15 protein-coding genes and 1 tRNA gene are annotated in these 17,099 nt (G+C 64.8%); 10 read left to right on the forward strand and 6 right to left on the reverse strand.

Annotated features, from left to right (window positions below; genetic code table 11):
• Positions 1–39 precede the first annotated feature (39 nt).
• From ACKFR8_RS07825 to ACKFR8_RS07840, 4 genes are all read left to right on the forward strand, one after another.
• Positions 40–294 (forward strand): CBU_0592 family membrane protein, encoded by a 255-nt coding sequence (locus ACKFR8_RS07825; RefSeq protein WP_306507347.1) that lies wholly within the window; start codon positions 40–42, stop codon positions 292–294.
• A 90-nt stretch (positions 295–384) separates the two neighbouring features.
• The gene (locus ACKFR8_RS07830) at positions 385–951 is read left to right on the forward strand and encodes a TetR/AcrR family transcriptional regulator (protein WP_306507348.1); all 567 of its coding nucleotides are present in this window, start codon (positions 385–387) and stop codon (positions 949–951) included.
• 78 nt (positions 952–1,029) lie between these two features.
• Entirely contained in the window at positions 1,030–2,748 is a 1,719-nt protein-coding gene (locus ACKFR8_RS07835) for an ABC transporter ATP-binding protein (RefSeq protein ID WP_408929682.1), read from the forward strand.
• Complete coding sequence (locus ACKFR8_RS07840) at positions 2,749–4,692, forward strand: ABC transporter ATP-binding protein (RefSeq protein ID WP_408929683.1); 1,944 nt, start codon at positions 2,749–2,751, stop codon at positions 4,690–4,692.
• Here the strand turns inward: ACKFR8_RS07840 and ACKFR8_RS07845 are convergent.
• The 3 genes from ACKFR8_RS07845 to ACKFR8_RS07855 are packed head-to-tail and all read right to left on the reverse strand — an operon-like array spanning position 4,689 to position 6,157.
• A complete protein-coding gene (locus tag ACKFR8_RS07845) occupies positions 4,689–5,228 on the reverse strand; it encodes a hypothetical protein (protein WP_408929684.1) in 540 nt (179 codons plus the stop codon). The two genes, ACKFR8_RS07840 and ACKFR8_RS07845, sit on opposite strands and share 4 nt — an antisense overlap.
• The gene (locus ACKFR8_RS07850) at positions 5,221–5,595 is read right to left on the reverse strand and encodes a DUF6114 domain-containing protein (protein ID WP_408929685.1); all 375 of its coding nucleotides are present in this window, start codon (positions 5,593–5,595) and stop codon (positions 5,221–5,223) included. Before ACKFR8_RS07850 ends, ACKFR8_RS07845 begins: the two co-directional genes overlap by 8 nt.
• Positions 5,585–6,157, reverse strand: a complete 573-nt coding sequence (locus ACKFR8_RS07855) for a DUF6230 family protein (RefSeq protein ID WP_296134139.1) — start codon at positions 6,155–6,157, stop codon at positions 5,585–5,587. Before ACKFR8_RS07855 ends, ACKFR8_RS07850 begins: the two co-directional genes overlap by 11 nt.
• Before the next feature lie 114 nt (positions 6,158–6,271).
• On the opposite strand from ACKFR8_RS07855, the gene ACKFR8_RS07860 reads away from it, so the two are divergent.
• Genes ACKFR8_RS07860 through ACKFR8_RS07875 form a run of 4 tightly spaced genes read left to right on the forward strand, consistent with a single transcriptional unit; the run spans position 6,272 to position 12,391 of the window.
• Complete coding sequence (locus tag ACKFR8_RS07860; RefSeq protein ID WP_408929686.1) at positions 6,272–9,289, forward strand: (Fe-S)-binding protein; 3,018 nt, start codon at positions 6,272–6,274, stop codon at positions 9,287–9,289.
• Between the two features lie 34 nt (positions 9,290–9,323).
• Positions 9,324–10,535: a cation:proton antiporter gene (locus ACKFR8_RS07865; RefSeq protein ID WP_408929687.1), complete on the forward strand. Its 1,212-nt coding sequence runs from the start codon at positions 9,324–9,326 to the stop codon at positions 10,533–10,535.
• Between the two features lie 10 nt (positions 10,536–10,545).
• The gene (locus ACKFR8_RS07870; RefSeq protein WP_408929688.1) at positions 10,546–11,157 is read left to right on the forward strand and encodes a DUF1707 SHOCT-like domain-containing protein; all 612 of its coding nucleotides are present in this window, start codon (positions 10,546–10,548) and stop codon (positions 11,155–11,157) included.
• A 10-nt stretch (positions 11,158–11,167) separates the two neighbouring features.
• On the forward strand, positions 11,168–12,391 hold the full coding sequence (locus tag ACKFR8_RS07875; protein ID WP_408929689.1) for a pyridoxal phosphate-dependent aminotransferase: 1,224 nt from the start codon (positions 11,168–11,170) through the stop codon (positions 12,389–12,391).
• Positions 12,392–12,438: 47 nt separating this feature from the next.
• On the opposite strand, the gene ACKFR8_RS07880 is transcribed toward ACKFR8_RS07875, so the two are convergent.
• Entirely contained in the window at positions 12,439–13,692 is a 1,254-nt protein-coding gene (locus ACKFR8_RS07880; RefSeq protein WP_408929690.1) for an HNH endonuclease signature motif containing protein, read from the reverse strand.
• 121 nt (positions 13,693–13,813) lie between these two features.
• Between ACKFR8_RS07880 and ACKFR8_RS07885 the strand changes: the two genes are divergently transcribed.
• The gene (locus ACKFR8_RS07885) at positions 13,814–15,040 is read left to right on the forward strand and encodes a YibE/F family protein (RefSeq protein ID WP_296134129.1); all 1,227 of its coding nucleotides are present in this window, start codon (positions 13,814–13,816) and stop codon (positions 15,038–15,040) included.
• Here the strand turns inward: ACKFR8_RS07885 and ACKFR8_RS07890 are convergent.
• Together ACKFR8_RS07890 and dcd are read right to left on the reverse strand one after the other, a co-directional pair.
• The gene (locus ACKFR8_RS07890; protein ID WP_306508383.1) at positions 14,970–16,301 is read right to left on the reverse strand and encodes a UDP-glucose dehydrogenase family protein; all 1,332 of its coding nucleotides are present in this window, start codon (positions 16,299–16,301) and stop codon (positions 14,970–14,972) included. The genes ACKFR8_RS07885 and ACKFR8_RS07890 overlap by 71 nt on opposite strands.
• A gap of 53 nt (positions 16,302–16,354) precedes the next feature.
• Positions 16,355–16,927, reverse strand: coding sequence for a dCTP deaminase (gene dcd, locus ACKFR8_RS07895; RefSeq protein ID WP_204099432.1), 573 nt, complete (start codon positions 16,925–16,927; stop codon positions 16,355–16,357).
• Between the two features lie 87 nt (positions 16,928–17,014).
• On the opposite strand from dcd, the gene ACKFR8_RS07900 reads away from it, so the two are divergent.
• Positions 17,015–17,088, forward strand: a tRNA-Gly gene (locus ACKFR8_RS07900).
• Positions 17,089–17,099: the final 11 nt, after the last annotated feature.

The raw sequence follows: 17,099 nt of genomic DNA on the forward strand, positions 1-17,099 counted from the left end.
CCCGACCTGCTTCCACTTTTGACAGAAAGAAATACCCCCATGAGCTTCGCTTTCGAAATCGGCATCATCGCCGGCGTCCTGTTCGTCGTGGCCTACGGCCTTCTCAACTTCCGCGTTCTGACGGCCGATTCCCCGCTGTACCAATCCCTCAATTTCCTCGGCGCTACAGGATTTGTCTACACCGCAATTTCACCCTTTAACCCAGGACTGTTCATCGTTGAGGCGGTATGGGCCGTGGTTGCGCTGCTTGGCCTCTGGAAGATTTTCATGAAGAAGGAGCCAAGCCAGGCCTAATAAAGCCTTCTCCGCCCACATGCTGCCGACTTCCCACTGCTCAGTACATGCGAACACTAGACTGAAGGATCACCACACACAGGGAGCGAGATGTCTAGAGAAGGTACACAGCGCAGGGAACTCATCATAACTGCTGCGCTAAACACCATTGTCCGCGAAGGCGTCGCAGGACTAACCCTGCGTGCAGTCGCTGCAGAGGCGCATGTGGCGCTCGGCTCCATTGCCTATTATTTCTCTGATAAAGACGGCCTCATAAACGCCGCATTCCAGAGCTTCACTCACCGCTCAGTTACCGAGTTTCGAGAATTCTACGAAGGCGTCTCCACGCTCAAGGACGCTCGAGCCGCCACCGTGGACATGCTCTCGGCTACCGCCAGTTCACGCACCGATCTCATCCTAGGCAGCGAACTTTACGCACTATCGCTTCGCCGGCCACGCCATCGCATGATCCTCCTGGAATGGACACGTGCATGTCAGGAAATCCTCTCCACCTATTTTGATGAACCCACCACGCTGGTGCTTGACGCGCTTTACGAAGGAGCCATCCTCCATCACGCCATGCGCGTAGGGGAAACGTCGACTCAGCGGATCGCCCTCGCCGTTGAGCGCCTCACCCCACCGGAGACATTCATCTTGCACACCACGCGCGCGAGCTAGACGCACGGGCTAGCGCCCGCGCAACCACAAGGGATAAACTTGCGCGGTCACTGCACACTCCGCACGAATCGCTGGTTTATGGAACTCGTTCGCATACTGTTATCCCGCTCAAAGCCGTACGCCGGCTACGTCATCGCGGTTCTCATCCTCCAGGCGCTCTCCACCGCCGCCACGCTCTACCTGCCTTCGCTCAACGCGAAGATCATTGACCGAGGAGTGGCACAGGTGGACGTCGACTATATCTGGCGCACCGGTGGCATCATGCTCGCCGTGGCCTTCATTCAGGTCATCGCCGCCATTGCCGCGATCTGGTTCGGCTCGCGCACGGCGATGGGCCTCGGTCGCGACCTGCGCTCGGACGTCTTCCGCCGCGTTACCCGCTACTCCGCCGAGGACATGAGCCACTTCGGCACGGCCACCCTCATTACCCGCGGCACCAATGACGTCCAGCAGATCCAGATGGTCTACATGATGATCCTCAGCTTCATGGTCACCGCCCCCATCATGTCCATCGGCGGCATCATCATGGCTGTGCGCGAGGACGCCGGCCTGTCCTGGCTCGTGGTCGTGTCCGTCGTGGTCCTGCTGGCCGCCATCACCGCCATCATCCTGCGCCTCATGCCGCTCTTCCGCTCCTGGCAGGGCAAGCTCGACACCATGAACGGCACGCTGCGCGAGCAAATCGCCGGCATCCGCGTCGTCCGTGCGTTTACCCGCGAGGAGCACGAGGCGAAGCGCTTCCGCGACGCCAACCAGGACCTCACCGGCCTGTCACTCAAGGTGGGCCAGCTGTTCATCCTCATGTTCCCCATCATCACGGTCATCCTCAACGTGGCCACGGGCGCGGTCCTGTGGTTTGGCGGCCACCGCGTGGACGAGGGTCTGGTGGAGGTCGGCTCGCTCACCGCGTTCCTGCAGTACCTGCTGCAAATTCTCGCCGCAGTCATGATGGGCACCTTCATGGCCATGATGCTCCCGCGCGCCATCATCTGCGCTCGCCGCATCACCGATGTCCTCAACCACGAGCCCTCCATCACCGAGCCCACCCACCCCGTTACCCCGGAGCGCTCGGAGGGCGTGGTGGAGCTTGATAACGTCACGTTCCAGTACGCCGGCGCCGATGAGCCCGTGCTTCACGACGTCTCCTTTACCGCCACCCCCGGCACCACCACCGCGCTCATCGGCGCGACGGGCTCCGGCAAGACCACCGCGCTCTCGCTCATCCCGCGCCTCTACCTGCCCACGCAGGGCCAGGTGCTGCTCGACGGTACGAATGTGGCCGATATGGCCCGGGCGGACGTCGTCAAGCGTGTGGGCCTCGTGCCGCAGAAGCCGTACCTGTTCAGCGGCACCGTCGCCTCCAACCTGCGCCTCGGCGCCCCAGAGGCCACCGATGAGGAGCTGTGGGCAGCGCTGCGCACCGCCCAGGCGGACTTCGTCGAGGACCTGGACATGCACATCGCCCAGGGCGGCACCAACGTCTCCGGCGGCCAGCGCCAGCGCCTGTCCATTGCCCGCATGCTCGTCGCGCGCCCGCTGGTGTACCTGTTCGATGATTCCTTTTCCGCGCTGGACGTGCTGACCGACGCCGCCGTGCGCGACGCCATGCGCGACTACACCGCCGAGGCCACGACCATCATCGTGGCGCAACGCGTGAGCTCGATTGTGGATGCCGACCAGATTCTGGTCATGGACGCCGGACGCATCGTTGCGCGCGGCACGCACGAGGAGCTGCTGGAAAACTCCGATACGTACCGCGAAATCGTGGATTCCCAGAAGACCGCGGAGGTGGCATAAATGGCTGAGAAGCTCGACGCAACGCACAACGATCACGAGACTGCGGAGCTGGAGGAGAAGACCGGCGAGGCCGCCCCGCGCAAGGCCAAGGCCTTCTGGCCTTCCGCCAAGCGCCTCTTCGGCCTGCTCGCACCGTTCAAGGTGCAGCTGTGGGCGATTGGCGCGATGAACATCGTGTGCGTGGTCCTCGCCGTGGCCGCGCCGAAGGTGATGGGTAAGGCCACCGACGTGATTTTCTCCGGCGTGATTTCGCGCCAGATGCCGCCAGGCGTGACGAAGGACCAGGCTATCGAGGCGATGCGCGCCCAGGGCCAGGACAAGTTCGCGGACATGGCCTCCGCCATGGACCTCAACCCGGGCTTTGGCATTGACTTTGACAAGCTGGGCACGATTATCGGCATCGTGATCGCGATGTACGTGGTGTCCTCGCTGTTCCAGTGGTGGCAGGGCTACCTGCTCAACTCGCTGGTGATGAAGGTGGTCTTCGAGCTGCGCGAGCGCATCGAGGCCAAGATTAACCGCCTGCCGCTCAACTACTTCGATTCCAACTCGCGCGGCGACCTGCTCTCTCGCACGACCAACGACGCCGACAATATCCAATCCGCCCTCCAGCAGGCCATTTCGCAGCTGTTCTACAACCTGCTCATGGTCGTGGGCATTACGGTCATGATGTTTACCGTCTCGTGGCAGCTGGCGCTTGTGGCACTCTTGGCGCTGCCGCTCACGCTGGTCATCGTCGCGGTCATTGGTTCCCGCGCACAGAAGCAATTCAAGGCGCAGTGGAAGGCCACCGGCGATCTTAACGGCCAGGTGGAGGAGGCCTTCTCCGGCCACGACCTCGCCACCGTCTTCGGCCGCATCGACGCCATGACCGAAGAATTCGATAAGCGCAACGAGGAGCTCTTCCGCTCTGCCTCGCTGGCACAGTTCTTGGCCGGCATGATGATGCCGATCATGCAGTTCATCTCCTACCTGTCCTACGTGGTCATCGCGGTGCTGGGCGCGCTCAAGGTGGCTTCCGGCACTCTGACCTTGGGAGGGGCGCAGGCCTTTATCCAGTACTCGCGTGAGTTCAACCAGCCGCTGGGCCAGCTCGGCGGCATGATGCAGCAGGTGCAATCCGGCGTGGCCTCAGCAGAGCGCGTCTTTGAGTTCCTCGACGCCGAGGAGGAGACGCCCGAGCAGACCGGCTCCCGCCTGGGCGGCCGCGCCCAGGGGCTGGTGGAATTCGCGGACGTGGACTTCTCCTACGATCCCGCTTCCCCACTCATCCAGGACCTCTCCCTGCACGTGGAGCCGGGCCAGACCGCGGCCATCGTGGGCCCCACCGGGGCTGGTAAGACCACGCTGGTCAACCTCCTCATGCGCTTCTACGACATCGATTCTGGCACCATCCGCCTGGACGGCGTCGACACCACCGAGATGTCCCGGCACGAGCTGCGCTCCCAGGTGGGCATGGTGCTCCAGGACGCCGTCGTCTTCGAGGGCACCATCATGGACAACATCCGCTACGGCCGCCTCGACGCCACCGATGAGGAGGTCATCGCCGCGGCGAAGGCCACCTACGTGGACCGCTTCGTGCACGCGCTTCCCGACGGCTACGAGACGAAGATCGACCAGGACAGCGGCGCGATTTCCGCCGGCGAGCGCCAGCTCATCACTATTGCCCGCGCCTTCCTGGCGCAGCCGGCGCTGCTCATTCTGGACGAGGCCACCTCGTCGGTGGATACCCGCACTGAGATGCTGGTCCAGAAGGCCATGAACGCGTTGCGTGCGGACCGCACGTCCTTCATCATCGCGCACCGCCTGTCCACGATTCGGGACGCCGACCTCATCATCGTCATGGAGTCCGGTCGCATCGTGGAGCAGGGCACCCACGCCGAGCTTCTCGACGCCCACGGCGCCTACTACCGGCTCCACCAGTCCCAGTTCCGCGAGTCCTAGTCCACGCCGACCGCAATCACCGGGGCGGAGAAGCTATCCCCGGTGAGGTTTGCCAGCTCAAGGGTGACGTGGGTGAGGGAGACGTGGTCCATGAGGACGTCGGGAAGCGCAGCGTCCGATGGCAACCCCAGCGCCTCGCGCACCGCGTTGACGTCGGCGACGTCCACCGCGACGGTCACGGTGTCCGCGCCCGCCACCGCTGGCGTGGCGACCAGGCCGGTGGCCACCACGCGCGCGTTCTCCACGGTGGTCACCGCGCCACCGGTGGTGAGCAGGCCGTCGCCCGCGTTGCCCGGCAGCGTGATACCTAGGTTGCGCACGTCCAGGCGGTCCCCGGTCAGCTCCAGCACGCGCACCTCCCCGTCGCGCGTGGGCATGGTGCTCAGCGCCACGCCCACGTTGCCCCGCAGCGTCACCTCGTCCGCCGTCACGGTGGAGAAATAGGGCCGGGCGGGCGCGACCTGCGCGCTGACTGGCTCGGCAACGCTCAGCGCCCCGGCCGCCAGCACCATTGCGAGTGCTCCGCGCCTACGCATCGCTCGGCTCCCACGCAAGAGTCAGCGCGCCGCCGACGATGCCGAGCAGCGAACCGAGGAGGAACCCGCCCAGGTTCGAGGTGGGCACCGCTACCACCGCGACAATGATGCCCAAGACCCCGAGGTACGTCGCGGTAGCGGGCCGAAACCACGCGCCGAGGCCAAACATCACCTGCAGCGCGCCGATGAGCAGCGTGGACACGCCCGACACGGTGGAAATCATGACGAGCAGGTCCGAAATCTGCACCGTGAAGTAGGCCGGCATCGCAATCACGACGCCCGACAAAATGAGCAGCAGCCCCGGGATGAACGGCCGCCCGGCGCGCCATTCCTGAAACCGCGACTTATTCCGCGTCTTAGCAGCCACTGCTGCGGCCCCGCTCCACGGATACGCCCACGTTCTTCGCGGACAGGGTCTTCGCGCCGATGGAGGTAGCGCGGACATCGTCGGCAGTCAGCGAGACCTGCTTGGCGTAGAGGCCCCAGGTGCCGGGGTCGGCGGTCTGGGAGAGCTGGCTGGCATCGATGCCCACGTTGGCGTCCTGCATGACCAGCGAACCTTCGATATCTGAGGCGCCGACGAGGAGGTCGGTGGCCTCCACGCTGTTATCGCCCTTGGCCTTGAGCGCGAGCGTTGACTCACCCACCGCGGGCAGGTCGGTGGTGACATAAAGACACAAGTCCGAGGCCACGGCATGCTCCAGCTTCAGCCGCGCGGTGGGGACGTCCTCCTCGCCCTTCTTGTCGCTGTCCACGAAGAGCGAAAATCCCTCGCCCTCTAGATGGCGCATGTTGACGTTGAAAAACGTGCCCGAGAGCGCCAGGTTCGCCGTCAGACCGCCCTGTGCCACCGCAAACCCGGCCACGCCGAAAGCGGCGAAACCCGCCACAAGACCCGCCGCCGCCTTCGGAACACTGATTCTGCCCATAACGCCTCCTGAATTCTTAACCCTCAAAATGATAGCTGAATCCCAACTCCCGGATTTCACGCCCGAGGCCTTAAGGTAGGAGGCAGCATTGAGCCAAGCGATAAAGGAGCACGCATGTACGGCTGGGTTGCCATCGCCGCATCGATCCCGGTGTGGCTGTATTTCTTCTACCGAGTCGGGGTGCTCTTCCGCTTCATCCGCTCCGGCGGGCCGACGCAGCTCAACCGTTTCGACCGCCCCGTCGCCCGCGCGGGCCGCGTCATCACCGAGGTCTTCGGCCATACCCACTTTAAAGGCCGCCCGCTCGTCAACGCCGCGCACTGGCTCGTCATGGTGGGCTTCCTCTTCGGCATCGTCGTGTGGTTTGAGGCCTATATCCAAACCTTCGCGCCTGATAAGGGCTGGCCGTGGCTCAGCGACTGGCCCGTCTATCACTTCATCGAGGAAGTCCTCGGCATCGCCACGGTGCTGGGTATCGGTTTCCTCTCCGCAGTGCGCCTCAAGCTCGGCCACACTGAGCGCGGCAGCCGCTTCTACAACTCGCAGGTCTTCCCGGCGCGCTTGGTGGAAGGCATTGTGTTCATCGAGGGCCTCGGCATGCTGTTGGTCAAAGCCTCCACCATCGCTACCTACGGCGGTGGGTCGCCGTGGGCTGATTTCGTGACGATGCATGTGGCGGGGTTGATGGGGGCGTCGCCAAGCACAGTGCAGTTCTTTGCCCTAGTGAAGCTCCTGTCGGGCCTGGTCTTCATCGCGTGCATCGCGCGGTACTTCCAGTGGGGCGTGATGTGGCACCGTTTCATGGCGTTCTTCAACATCTTCTTCCAGCGCAACGCCGACGGTGCGAAGGCGCTGAAGTCCCTGCCCACCCCGGACCTTGAGGAAGACCTCACGCCGGGCAGCTGGAAGATGCTTCTCGACGCCACCTCCTGCACCGAATGCGGCCGCTGCCAGGACCTGTGCCCCGCATGGAACACCGAGAAGCCGCTGAGCCCGAAGAAGGTCATGATGGACCTGCGCCAGGGTGCCTTGGACAACTACAACCCGCATGAGGGGCTTAACGTGCTGGCGATGGCCGGCACGATTGATGATGACGTCCTGTGGGCGTGCACCAACTGCGGCGCCTGCGTGGACCAGTGCCCGGTGGATATTGAGCACATCGACCACATCGCGGACCTGCGGCGCTTCAAGGTGCTGGCGGAGTCCGATTTCCCGTCCGAGCTCACCGGCATGTTTAAGAACATGGAGACCAAGGGCAACCCGTGGGGCCGCAACGCCTCGGAGCGCCGCACGTGGATTGATGAGGCGCGTGCCGATGGCATTGAGGTGCCGATTATCGGCGAGGACGCCACGGATTTCTCGGACCTGGAGTACCTGTTCTGGGTGGGCTGTGCCGGTGTCTACGACGACCAGGGCCGCGCCACGACGCGTGCCGTGGTAGACATGCTGCACACCGCCGGCGTGAAGTTCGGCGTGCTGGCCACGGGCGAATCCTGCACGGGTGACCCCGCGCGCCGTGCCGGCAACGAGTTCCTCTTCCAAGTGATGGCGGAGCAGAATGTCGCCGCGCTTAATAGCGCCTTCGCCGGCGTCCCCACCGGCCAGCGCAAAATCATCACCACCTGTCCGCACTGCTTCAATACGATCCGTAACGAATACCCCGATTTCGACGGCCACTTCGACGTGCTGCATCACACGCAGCTGCTCAACCGCCTGGTGCGCGAAAAGCTGCTGGTGCCCGTGCCGCGCTCGCCGGAGAACCGCCGCCCTGTTACCTACCACGACCCGTGCTTCCTGGGCCGCCACAACAAGGTTTTCGACCCGCCGCGTGAATTGGTGGAGGCCACCGGTGCCTCCCTGGCGGAAATGGACCACAACCGCGACGAGGCCTTCTGCTGTGGCGCGGGTGGCGCGCGCATGTTCATGGAGGAGAAGCTGGGCACGCGCATCAACGAGTTCCGCTCGGAGCAGGCCGTGGCCACCGGCGCGGAGCAGATTGCCACCGGCTGCCCGTTCTGCAACGTGATGCTCACCGGCGGCGTGAAGTCGGTCGCCCCGCAGACGCAGGTATCCGACGTTGCGCTCATGCTTCGCGACGCCATCGCCCCCACCGGCGACCTCCCCGCCCCACGCGAGAAGGCCTTCCTCGAGACCCCGCGCCGCCTCTCCCCCGCCGAATCCGCTGCCCCGGCCTCTCCGTCCGCCCCTGCCGCGCCGGCTGCTCCCAAGTCCCCAGCGGCACCTTCCGCTGCTGCGCCCACGTCGCCGTCCGCACCACCCGCTTCCGCTGCCGCGCCCACGGCGCCGTCCGCACCACCCGCTTCCGCTGCCCCGGCCTCTCCGTCCACCCCTGCCGCTCCCGCCGCTCCAGCGGCACCCACCGCCCCCTCTGCACCTGCCGCACCGGCAGCGCCCTCCGCACCCAGTGCTCCCGCGGCACCGTCTGCTCCAGCAACCCCTGCGGCACCATCTGCACCGGCAGCGCCCACAGCACCGACGGCTGCACCCGCTCCCGGCGCACCCGCTGCGCCACCCGCGCCCGGCGTTCCTTCCGCACCGCCTGCAGCAAAGGCACCAGCCGCACCGTCCGTACCCAGTGCTCCGGCTGCACCCGTTCCCAGTGCCCCCGCTACGCCATCAGCGCCGAACGCACCATCCGTACCCAGTGCTCCGGCTGCACCGTCTACTCCTGCCGCGCCGAGCGCTCCGTCTGCAGCAACCGTCCCGAGCACACCAGCAGCGCCTGCTGTACCGTCTACACCGTCCGCGCCGAGTGCTCCCGCGGCGCCGTCTACTCCTGCCGCGCCGAGTGCTCCCGCGCCAACGACTGCACCCAGTGCTCCGGCTGCACCCGTTCCCAGCGCACCGGCAGCGCCCAACGCGCCCACGGCACCGAGCGCTCCGTCCGCGGCAACGGCCCCGAACGCACCAGCAGCGCCTGCCGCACCGCCCGCACCAGCCGTACCGAGCGCTCCGGCTGCACCGTCTACTCCTGCCGCGCCGAATGCGCCCGCGGCACCGAGTGCTCCGGGTGCGCCGGAAGTTCCGAACGCTCCTGCAGCGCCGAAGGCGCCGGGGGCGTCGGAAAGCGGGGGCACTCCGCCGCCTCCCCTGCCGCCGAAGCAAAAATAGGCGCAGGCCGCGCGGCGCAGGTACGCTCTGAACCATGCTTTCTGACGCGACCTTCGTCCTCGCTGCGGGCGAGAACGCTTACACGCCGTCGCTTGTCTCGTTCGCCTGGATTATGGCCGTGGCGCTGCTCGCGCCGCTGGTCTCCCACATCCTGGGCAAGAAGATGCCGGCCGTGGCCCTGCTCATTTTCTTCGGCATGGCCATCGGCCCGTCGATGCTGGACTTGGCCCACGAGGACCCCGGTATCGGCATGCTGAAGGAACTGGGCGTTGGTGCACTGTTCCTTCTCGCCGGCTTTGAAATCGACTTGGCCACGCTCAAATCCAAAGAGGCCGTCACGGGACTTTCCACGTGGCTCATCTGCGCCGTGGCCTGTGGCATCGGGGCGTACTTCCTCATGGATGACATCCCCGGCGCCATCGTTATGGCCATCGCCCTGACGTCGACGGCGCTGGGCACGATTACGCCGATGCTGAAACAAGACCAGCTGCTTGGCACGAAGGTCGGTGATTCTGTCGTCATTCACGGCGCGATTGGTGAGGTCGCCCCAATTACCGCTATGGCGCTGCTGCTGGGAACGCGGTCCACGCTGACCACCATGCTCATCCTGCTGGCGTTTATCGCGATTGCGGTGGCGGTGGCGTTGATGCCGATTGCCGTCGGCAAGCTCATGCCCTGGTTCAAGGACGCGTTCATCTCCGGGGCGGGGTCGACCAACCAGACGATTCTGCGCCTCATCATCCTCATCCTGGCGGTGCTCATGGCGGTGACGGCAGTCTTCGAGCTGGACATTGTGCTGGGCGCGTTCGCCGCCGGCATCATCCTGAACCGCATCATCCCGGACGAGTTCCACAAGGGCCTAGAAAACCGCCTCGACGTGGTGTTTTATTCCATGCTCATCCCGGTCTTCTTTGTTATTTCCGGCATGTCGATTGACTGGCACGTCATTGTGGAGGAGCCGCTCAAGGTCCTGGGCATCCCCGCGCTGATTCTGGTCACGCGCGGCCTGCCGGTGTTCCTGCGTGAGAACATTCACCACACCGGCTCCGACGTGGAGACCACCCGCGAGCGCATCCAGGTCGCGCTGTACGCGGCGACGGGTCTGCCGATCATCGTCGCGGTGATGACGGTGGCGGTGGACTCCGGCATTGTCGACGCCGAAACGGGCTCCATCTTCATCGCCGGCGGCGCGCTGACCGTGGCCATCTTCCCACTGCTGTCCACCCTGGTGCGCGAAAAGGGTTAGGGTTATATCTGTGACAAATCCCTACAGCATGCGGCTTTCCGACGCCGAACGAACCGACGCCGTCAACGATCTCGCCCAAGCGCTGGGTGAAGGCCGACTCAGCCTCGACGAGTTCGAAGAGCGCACCGACGCGGTGATGGTGGCGTCGACCAGGCGCGAGCTGGCGGCGGTCTTCATGGATATCCCCACCAAGGCCAGCAGTGAGCTCAAGGTGTACTCCCAGGGCGAAGTGGCCCGCGCGTTCGAGTCCACGCGGAAGCCGCGCCTAGCCACGGCCATGGTGGGCTCGCTCGGGCTCTTTTTCGGCGCGATTGCATCCTTTGCCGCCCTGTCCGGCGTCACCGCCGCGCTGACCGGAACGGGCCTGCTGTTTCTCATTCCGGCGCTGTGGATCATGCTCTACGTGGCGAAGGTGGGCCCGGAATCGTGGCACCGCCCGTCGCTGAGGCAGATTGAGCGCCAGCGCCGCCGAGAGCTCAAGGCCGCGACGGCAGAAGAGCGCGCGCAGATGCGGGCGTTGGAGCAGGCGCAGTGGGCGGAGAGGCGTCGGCAAGCAGGCGAAATCACCGGGGATGCGATGAATCTGGCCAAACGCAAGCTGGAGCAGTGGAACCAGAAGTAACATAGCCCACATGACTCAAAATCGGATTTTTGACCAATCCACCAAGCTGCAGGGTGTGGCCTACGATATCCGCGGTGAGGTGTCCGCCGAGGCGGAGCGCATGGAGCTGGATGGGCACAGCATTTTGAAGCTCAACACTGGCAATCCCGCGGTGTTTGGTTTCGACGCGCCCGATGTGATTATGCGGGACATGATTGCGGCGCTGCCGACCTCGCAGGGCTATTCCACGTCGAAGGGCATTATCTCCGCGCGCCGCGCGATTGTGACGCGCTATGAGCTGGAGGATTTCCCGGCCTTCGATCTGGATGACGTGTATCTGGGCAACGGCGTTTCTGAGCTCATCACGATGGTGACGCAGGCGCTGCTTAACGACGGCGACGAGGTCCTCATCCCCGCCCCCGACTATCCCCTGTGGACGGCGGCGACGTCGCTGGCGGGTGGTACCCCGGTGCACTACCTGTGCGACGAGGAGGATGACTGGAACCCGTCGATTGAGGATATCCGGGCGAAGGTTTCGGAGAAGACCAAGGCGATTGTGGTCATTAACCCGAATAATCCGACGGGCGCGGTGTATTCGCGGGAGGTGCTGCAGAACATCGTTGCGGTGGCGCGCGAGTATAACCTGCTGATTTTGGCGGATGAGATTTATGACCGCATTCTTTACGACGACGCGCAGCACATCTCGATTGCGTCGCTGGCGCCGGACCTGCTGACGATTACGTTCAATGGCCTGTCCAAGGCGTACCGCGTGGCCGGCTACCGCGCTGGCTGGATGGTGCTGACGGGCCCGAAGTCCCACGCGCGCGGGTTTATCGAGGGCCTGGACCTGCTGGCGGGAACGCGGCTGTGCCCGAACGTGCCGGCGCAGCACGCCATCCAGGTGGCCCTGGGTGGGCGGCAGTCGATTTACGAGCTCACCGGCACCGGCGGGCGCCTGCTCAAGCAGCGCAACATTGCCTACGAGCGGCTCAACGAGATTCCCGGCGTGTCCGTGGTCAAGCCGATGGGTGCACTGTACTGCTTCCCGCGCTTGGACCCCGAGGTTTATGAGATTCATGACGACTCGAAGCTCATGCTCGACATCCTGCGCGCGGAGAAGATCCTCATGGTGCAGGGCACCGGCTTCAATTGGCCGGCGCCGGATCACTTCCGCGTGGTCACGCTGCCCTGGGCGTCGCAGTTGGGGAATGCGATTGAGCGCCTGGGCAACTTCCTGGCCAGCTACCGCCAATAGCGCAGGTGTGCCCTGCCCCGCTCGCAGAGTCGAGCGGGGTGGAGTGGTTAAGGGTCGCCGCGGGGCGGGGCTGGCCCGGAGGGTGACGCCCGACGTGAACCGCCGGTGGCATCGGGGCTGGCGGTAGAGCCGGCTGAAGTCTGGCCTGTGGTGTCTTCGGCGTCGGGGAGGCGCTGGGCGCGGGGCGCACGGTGCGGGTGGAACGGCTCGCGCGGATCGCGGGGTCCTGGCGGCTGCCACTTGATTCGGCCATTCTCCCGGACGATGCGTCCCCGGCCGGGGAGTCCGTTGATGGCGTTGTGGTACTCGCAGAGCGGGGTGAGGTTTTCGGGGTTTGTCTCGCCGCCGTTGCGCCATTCGGTGATGTGGTGAATCTGGGCGTAGTCCGCGCCACACAGGCACTCGTCCCAGGCACACGTGGGCTGTTCACCAATGGCCATGATGCGCTGCTTCTCGGAGGCGAGGCGCTGGGTGCGAAGAAGTTCGACGGGGCCTTTGACGCGGTCAACGAGCATGACGAGGCCCTCCCCGGCAAGCTCGCGTTGGACAAGCTCGGCCCCAGTGATTTTCGCGCCATTGGAGAGCTGGATGACGATGTCCCCGAGGTCTGGCGCCGGGCCGGAGCCAGACGGGGTGACAGCGGACGAGCCAGGTGCGGTGGTCGCGGGCGGGGCGGGGTGGGAATCGGGGCGCGGGGTCGAAGGGTCACCGAGGCGGCCGAGGATCTTGGCGTATTCGGGAAGTTCCATGACAGCGAAGGTCTGGGCCACCGGTTTTGCAAGCCGCCCTTCACGAAATGCTGCGGTGAAGGACCCAACGGGATCGTCTTCATCAATGTTGGGGCGGAGATCCTCGATGAGTGCGGCCGGTGCAGTGAGGGTGAGCTTGGACAGTTGTTTGCCGCGGCGAATCTTGATACCCGGCTTCGGGGTGGGAGGCGGGTTGAGCTCGCGGATGCGAGTGCGGGCATAGCGGGCGACGGTCTTCTCGTCGCCGGCGATGCTGCACAGCTCAATGCGGAAATCCCAGGCCTCGCGCTGTTTCTTAAGGCGGCGGGCGAAGCGCTCGATGAGTTCAAGCGTGGGCAGGTCGTGGCCGTTTGAGCGCGCAGCGTCCACGGCACGGGCTTGCTTGCGGGTGTAGGAGGTGGGGGCAAAGTAGACGTCGTAAAGCGCTAGCAGGGACTGGGCCGCCGACTCCGGGCCCCACGCCCGCAGCTGGTCGAGGCTGAGCCCCGCAACGCCGGCGACGAGCTCGATGCCCGCCGCCTGGCTGCGAAGATGCGCTTCCACAAGGTTCATGCCAGCAACGCTAAACGCCCCACCCGCACCACACAACAGTGCCGCCGCCAGCCTGTGGATAACTTGTTGAACGCATCAGCATAAGTTTTCATTCTTATGACAATCGTTCACAATAGTAGGTATGACTAGCCTAAGCCCGTGGCGGGTGGGACTACTTGGATTCTTGGCAGTGGCAGCGCTCGCAACGGTAGCTGGCCTGTTTATTCTCCGCCCCACCAGTGCCTTGACCGAGCACACCAGCCCCGACTTCGCGTCAACGTATGCGCTCAACCAGCCGCAGGTTGACGGCACGGTGACGACTGTGGATAACCATTTGTGCAGCGACCCACACACGGGCACGGCCTTCGACGAGGCGCCACTCATCCCCGCCTCCGGCGATGACACATCCTGCACGCGCGTACTCCTTGACCTTACCTCCGGCGAAGACCAAGGCCGCATCACACAGCTCGTGTTCTATGGGGTGGCGGGCGACCCCACACTGAATCCCGGCGATGAGGTAATGCTGTCGCGCTCAGCAGACGGAACGTACGCCTTCGCCGACTACCGACGCGGCGGCAACCTCGCGCTGTGGGCCATCATCGCGGCGGTCATCATCGTCGGCTTTGCCGCGTGGCATGGCCTGCGCGCGATGGCGGGTCTGGGGATTAGCTTGGCTATCGTCTTGTTCTACCTCGTACCTTCACTAGTCGAAGGACACCCACCGCTGCCGCTAGCCTTGGCAGCCTGTGCTGCGATTCTCTTCCTCGTCGTACCGCTTGTCCACGGCGTGAACTGGAAGTCCGCCTCGGCGTTGGGTGGCGCGCTCGTGGCGTTAGGGGTTGCGGGGGCGCTGGGGTGGGCGTCGATAAGCAGCACGGCGTTGACCGGCGCAAGCTCGGAAGACAACCTCAAGTTGCTGCTCTACATGCCCGGGGTGCCCGTTGTGGGCGTGCTGCTGTGCGGGTTCATTGTGGGCGCGTTGGGCAGCCTCAACGACATCGCGGTCGCGCAGGCTTCGACCGTGCGGGAGCTGCATGCAGCCGACCCTTCGGCGGGGCCCGGAAAGCTCTTTGCGTCCGCGATGAAGGTGGGACGCGACCACATCGCGTCCGTGGTGTACACCATCGTGCTGACCTACACCGGTGCCGCGCTGCCGCTACTCATTCTCATTACGGCGGCGCAGCGCCCAGCGGGTCAGATCCTCTCCAGCGATCTCGTGGCAACGGAGGTCATGCGCTCGCTGCTGGGCGCCATGGCCTTGACCCTCGCGGTGCCACTGACCACGGCAATTGCGGCGTTTACGATGCCGGAAGGACACGGCCGAGAGCGTCAACAGTCCAGCCGGCGGCACGCCAAGCATCGACGTTGAGGACGTTGCGGCCATCGATGATGTGGCGGTTGGCCACGAGCTCGCCGGCCGCAGCCGGGTCGAGGTCGCGGAACTCCTGCCACTCGGTGGCGAGGATGACCAGCTCGGAGTCCTGCAGGGCGGCGTCGGCAGTCGGGGCGTAATTCAACGTCGGGAACACCTTCTTCGCGTTCTCCATACCCTCCGGGTCGTAGACCGTCACGGCGGCACCCGCCAGGGACAGCGAGCCGGCCACGGCGAGGGCCGGCGAATCGCGCACATCGTCGGAATTCGGCTTGAACGCGCAGCCCAGGACGGTCACGCGGTGGCCCAGCAGCGAGCCGTCGAAGGCGTGCTTGGCCAGGTCCACCACGCGGTCGCGGCGGCGCATGTTGATGGCGTCGACCTCGCGGAGGAAGGTCAGGGCCTGATCGGCGCCGAGCTCACCAGCACGGGCCATGAACGCGCGGATGTCCTTGGGCAGGCAGCCGCCGCCGAAGCCCAGGCCAGCGCCCAGGAACTTGCGGCCGATGCGCTCGTCGTACCCGATTGCGTCGGCAAGCTTGACCACGTCCGCACCGGCAATCTCGCAGATTTCGGACACAGCGTTGATGAAGGAAATCTTGGTGGCGAGGAAGGCGTTGGCGGAGACCTTGACCAGCTCCGCGGTCTGCAGGTCCGTGACGATGAACGGGGTGTTCTGCGCCAGCGGCTGCGCGTAGACCTCGCGCGCGATCTCCTCGGCGTGGGTCTCGCCCTCGCCAACGCCGAGGACGATGCGGTCCGGGCTGATGGTGTCCTTGACGGCGTAGCCCTCACGCAGGAACTCCGGGTTCCACGCGATCTCCACGCTGGTGCCCTCCGGGGCGAGGTCATCGGCCATCTTCTGCAGCTCCGCCGCCGTGCCCACCGGGACGGTGGACTTACCAAAGATGATGTGCTCGCCCTTCAGGCGCGGCACGAGCTCCGAAATGACGGACTTCACGTAGGTCAGGTCAGCGGCATAGGAACCGTGCCGCTGCGGAGTGCCGACGCCCAGAAAGTGCAGGTTCGCAAACTCCGCGGCGTCGTCGTAGCTGGTGGAAAACCCCAGACGGTCGGCCTCGATGTTGCGCTCGAGAACCTCCGGCAGGCCCGGCTCGTAGAACGGCACGCGGCCGTTCTTGAGAGCCTCGATCTTGTTGTCATCTACATCTACACCGAGTACCTCGTGGCCGAGCTCCGCCATACAGGCGGCGTGCGTCGCACCCAGGTAGCCGGTACCAATAACTGTCATACGCATAACCAGCCATTTTAGGCGCTACGCGGGCGGCATGCGCGACAGGGCAGAAAAGTTTAACGGAAGTTCAGATAGGACTTCGACGGTGTCGGCCCGCGCTGGCCCTGGTACTTCGACCCCAGCGCTCCGGAACCGTACGGCGCCTCCGCTGGCGACGACATCTGGAAGATGGCCAGCTGGCCCACCTTCATGTTCGGCCACAGAGTAATGGGCAGGTTCGCCGTATTGGAGAGCTCCAGCGTGATATGGCCGGAAAAGCCCGGGTCAATAAAGCCCGCCGTGGAGTGCGTGAGCAGACCCAAACGTCCCAGGGAAGACTTGCCCTCCAGGCGGCCCGCCAGGTTCGCCGGCAGGGTGAACTTCTCCAGCGTGGCGCCCAGCACGAACTCGCCTGGGTGTAGGACGAAAGCATCGCCCTCGGCCACCTCCACCTCGCTGGTGAGGTCCGGCATCTCCTGTTTGGGGTCGATATGCGTGTAGCGCGAGTTATTAAATACGCGGAAGAACTTGTCCAAGCGCACATCGATGGAAGAAGGCTGGACCATCTCAGCGTCGAAGGGCTCAACGCCCAGACGCTCGGGAACATCAGCGGCAATGGCGGCACGGATATCACGATCAGAAAGAAGCACGGATCATAGTCTACCTCCCCACTGGGGTATTTATGGCCTCAGGCGGCGGCAGTGCTAAGCTTTAGAGCGATGCACAACCTGCATTGCGCCGACGTAGTTTAATGGTAGAACTGCAGCTTCCCAAGCTGCTGGCGCGGGTTCGATTCCCGTCGTCGGCTCCACTTAATTTCCC

This window comes from Corynebacterium axilliensis (assembly GCF_046097495.1).
Taxonomy (GTDB): Bacteria; Actinomycetota; Actinomycetes; order Mycobacteriales; family Mycobacteriaceae; genus Corynebacterium.

What these genes read in the sequence shown, in the direction of transcription:
- ACKFR8_RS07845 (WP_408929684.1), bottom strand. Translation starts at nt 5,228, where the DNA reads ATGCGTAGGCGCGGAGCACTCGCAATGGTGCTGGCGGCCGGGGCGCTG.
- ACKFR8_RS07890 (WP_306508383.1), bottom strand. Translation starts at nt 16,301, where the DNA reads ATGCGTATGACAGTTATTGGTACCGGCTACCTGGGTGCGACGCACGCC.
- ACKFR8_RS07865 (WP_408929687.1), top strand. Translation starts at nt 9,324, where the DNA reads ATGCTTTCTGACGCGACCTTCGTCCTCGCTGCGGGCGAGAACGCTTAC.
- ACKFR8_RS07880 (WP_408929690.1), bottom strand. Translation starts at nt 13,692, where the DNA reads ATGAACCTTGTGGAAGCGCATCTTCGCAGCCAGGCGGCGGGCATCGAG.
- ACKFR8_RS07875 (WP_408929689.1), top strand. Translation starts at nt 11,168, where the DNA reads ATGACTCAAAATCGGATTTTTGACCAATCCACCAAGCTGCAGGGTGTG.
- ACKFR8_RS07825 (WP_306507347.1), top strand. Translation starts at nt 40, where the DNA reads ATGAGCTTCGCTTTCGAAATCGGCATCATCGCCGGCGTCCTGTTCGTC.
- ACKFR8_RS07830 (WP_306507348.1), top strand. Translation starts at nt 385, where the DNA reads ATGTCTAGAGAAGGTACACAGCGCAGGGAACTCATCATAACTGCTGCG.
- ACKFR8_RS07860 (WP_408929686.1), top strand. Translation starts at nt 6,272, where the DNA reads ATGTACGGCTGGGTTGCCATCGCCGCATCGATCCCGGTGTGGCTGTAT.
- ACKFR8_RS07855 (WP_296134139.1), bottom strand. Translation starts at nt 6,157, where the DNA reads ATGGGCAGAATCAGTGTTCCGAAGGCGGCGGCGGGTCTTGTGGCGGGT.
- ACKFR8_RS07840 (WP_408929683.1), top strand. Translation starts at nt 2,749, where the DNA reads ATGGCTGAGAAGCTCGACGCAACGCACAACGATCACGAGACTGCGGAG.
- ACKFR8_RS07885 (WP_296134129.1), top strand. Translation starts at nt 13,814, where the DNA reads ATGACTAGCCTAAGCCCGTGGCGGGTGGGACTACTTGGATTCTTGGCA.
- ACKFR8_RS07835 (WP_408929682.1), top strand. Translation starts at nt 1,030, where the DNA reads ATGGAACTCGTTCGCATACTGTTATCCCGCTCAAAGCCGTACGCCGGC.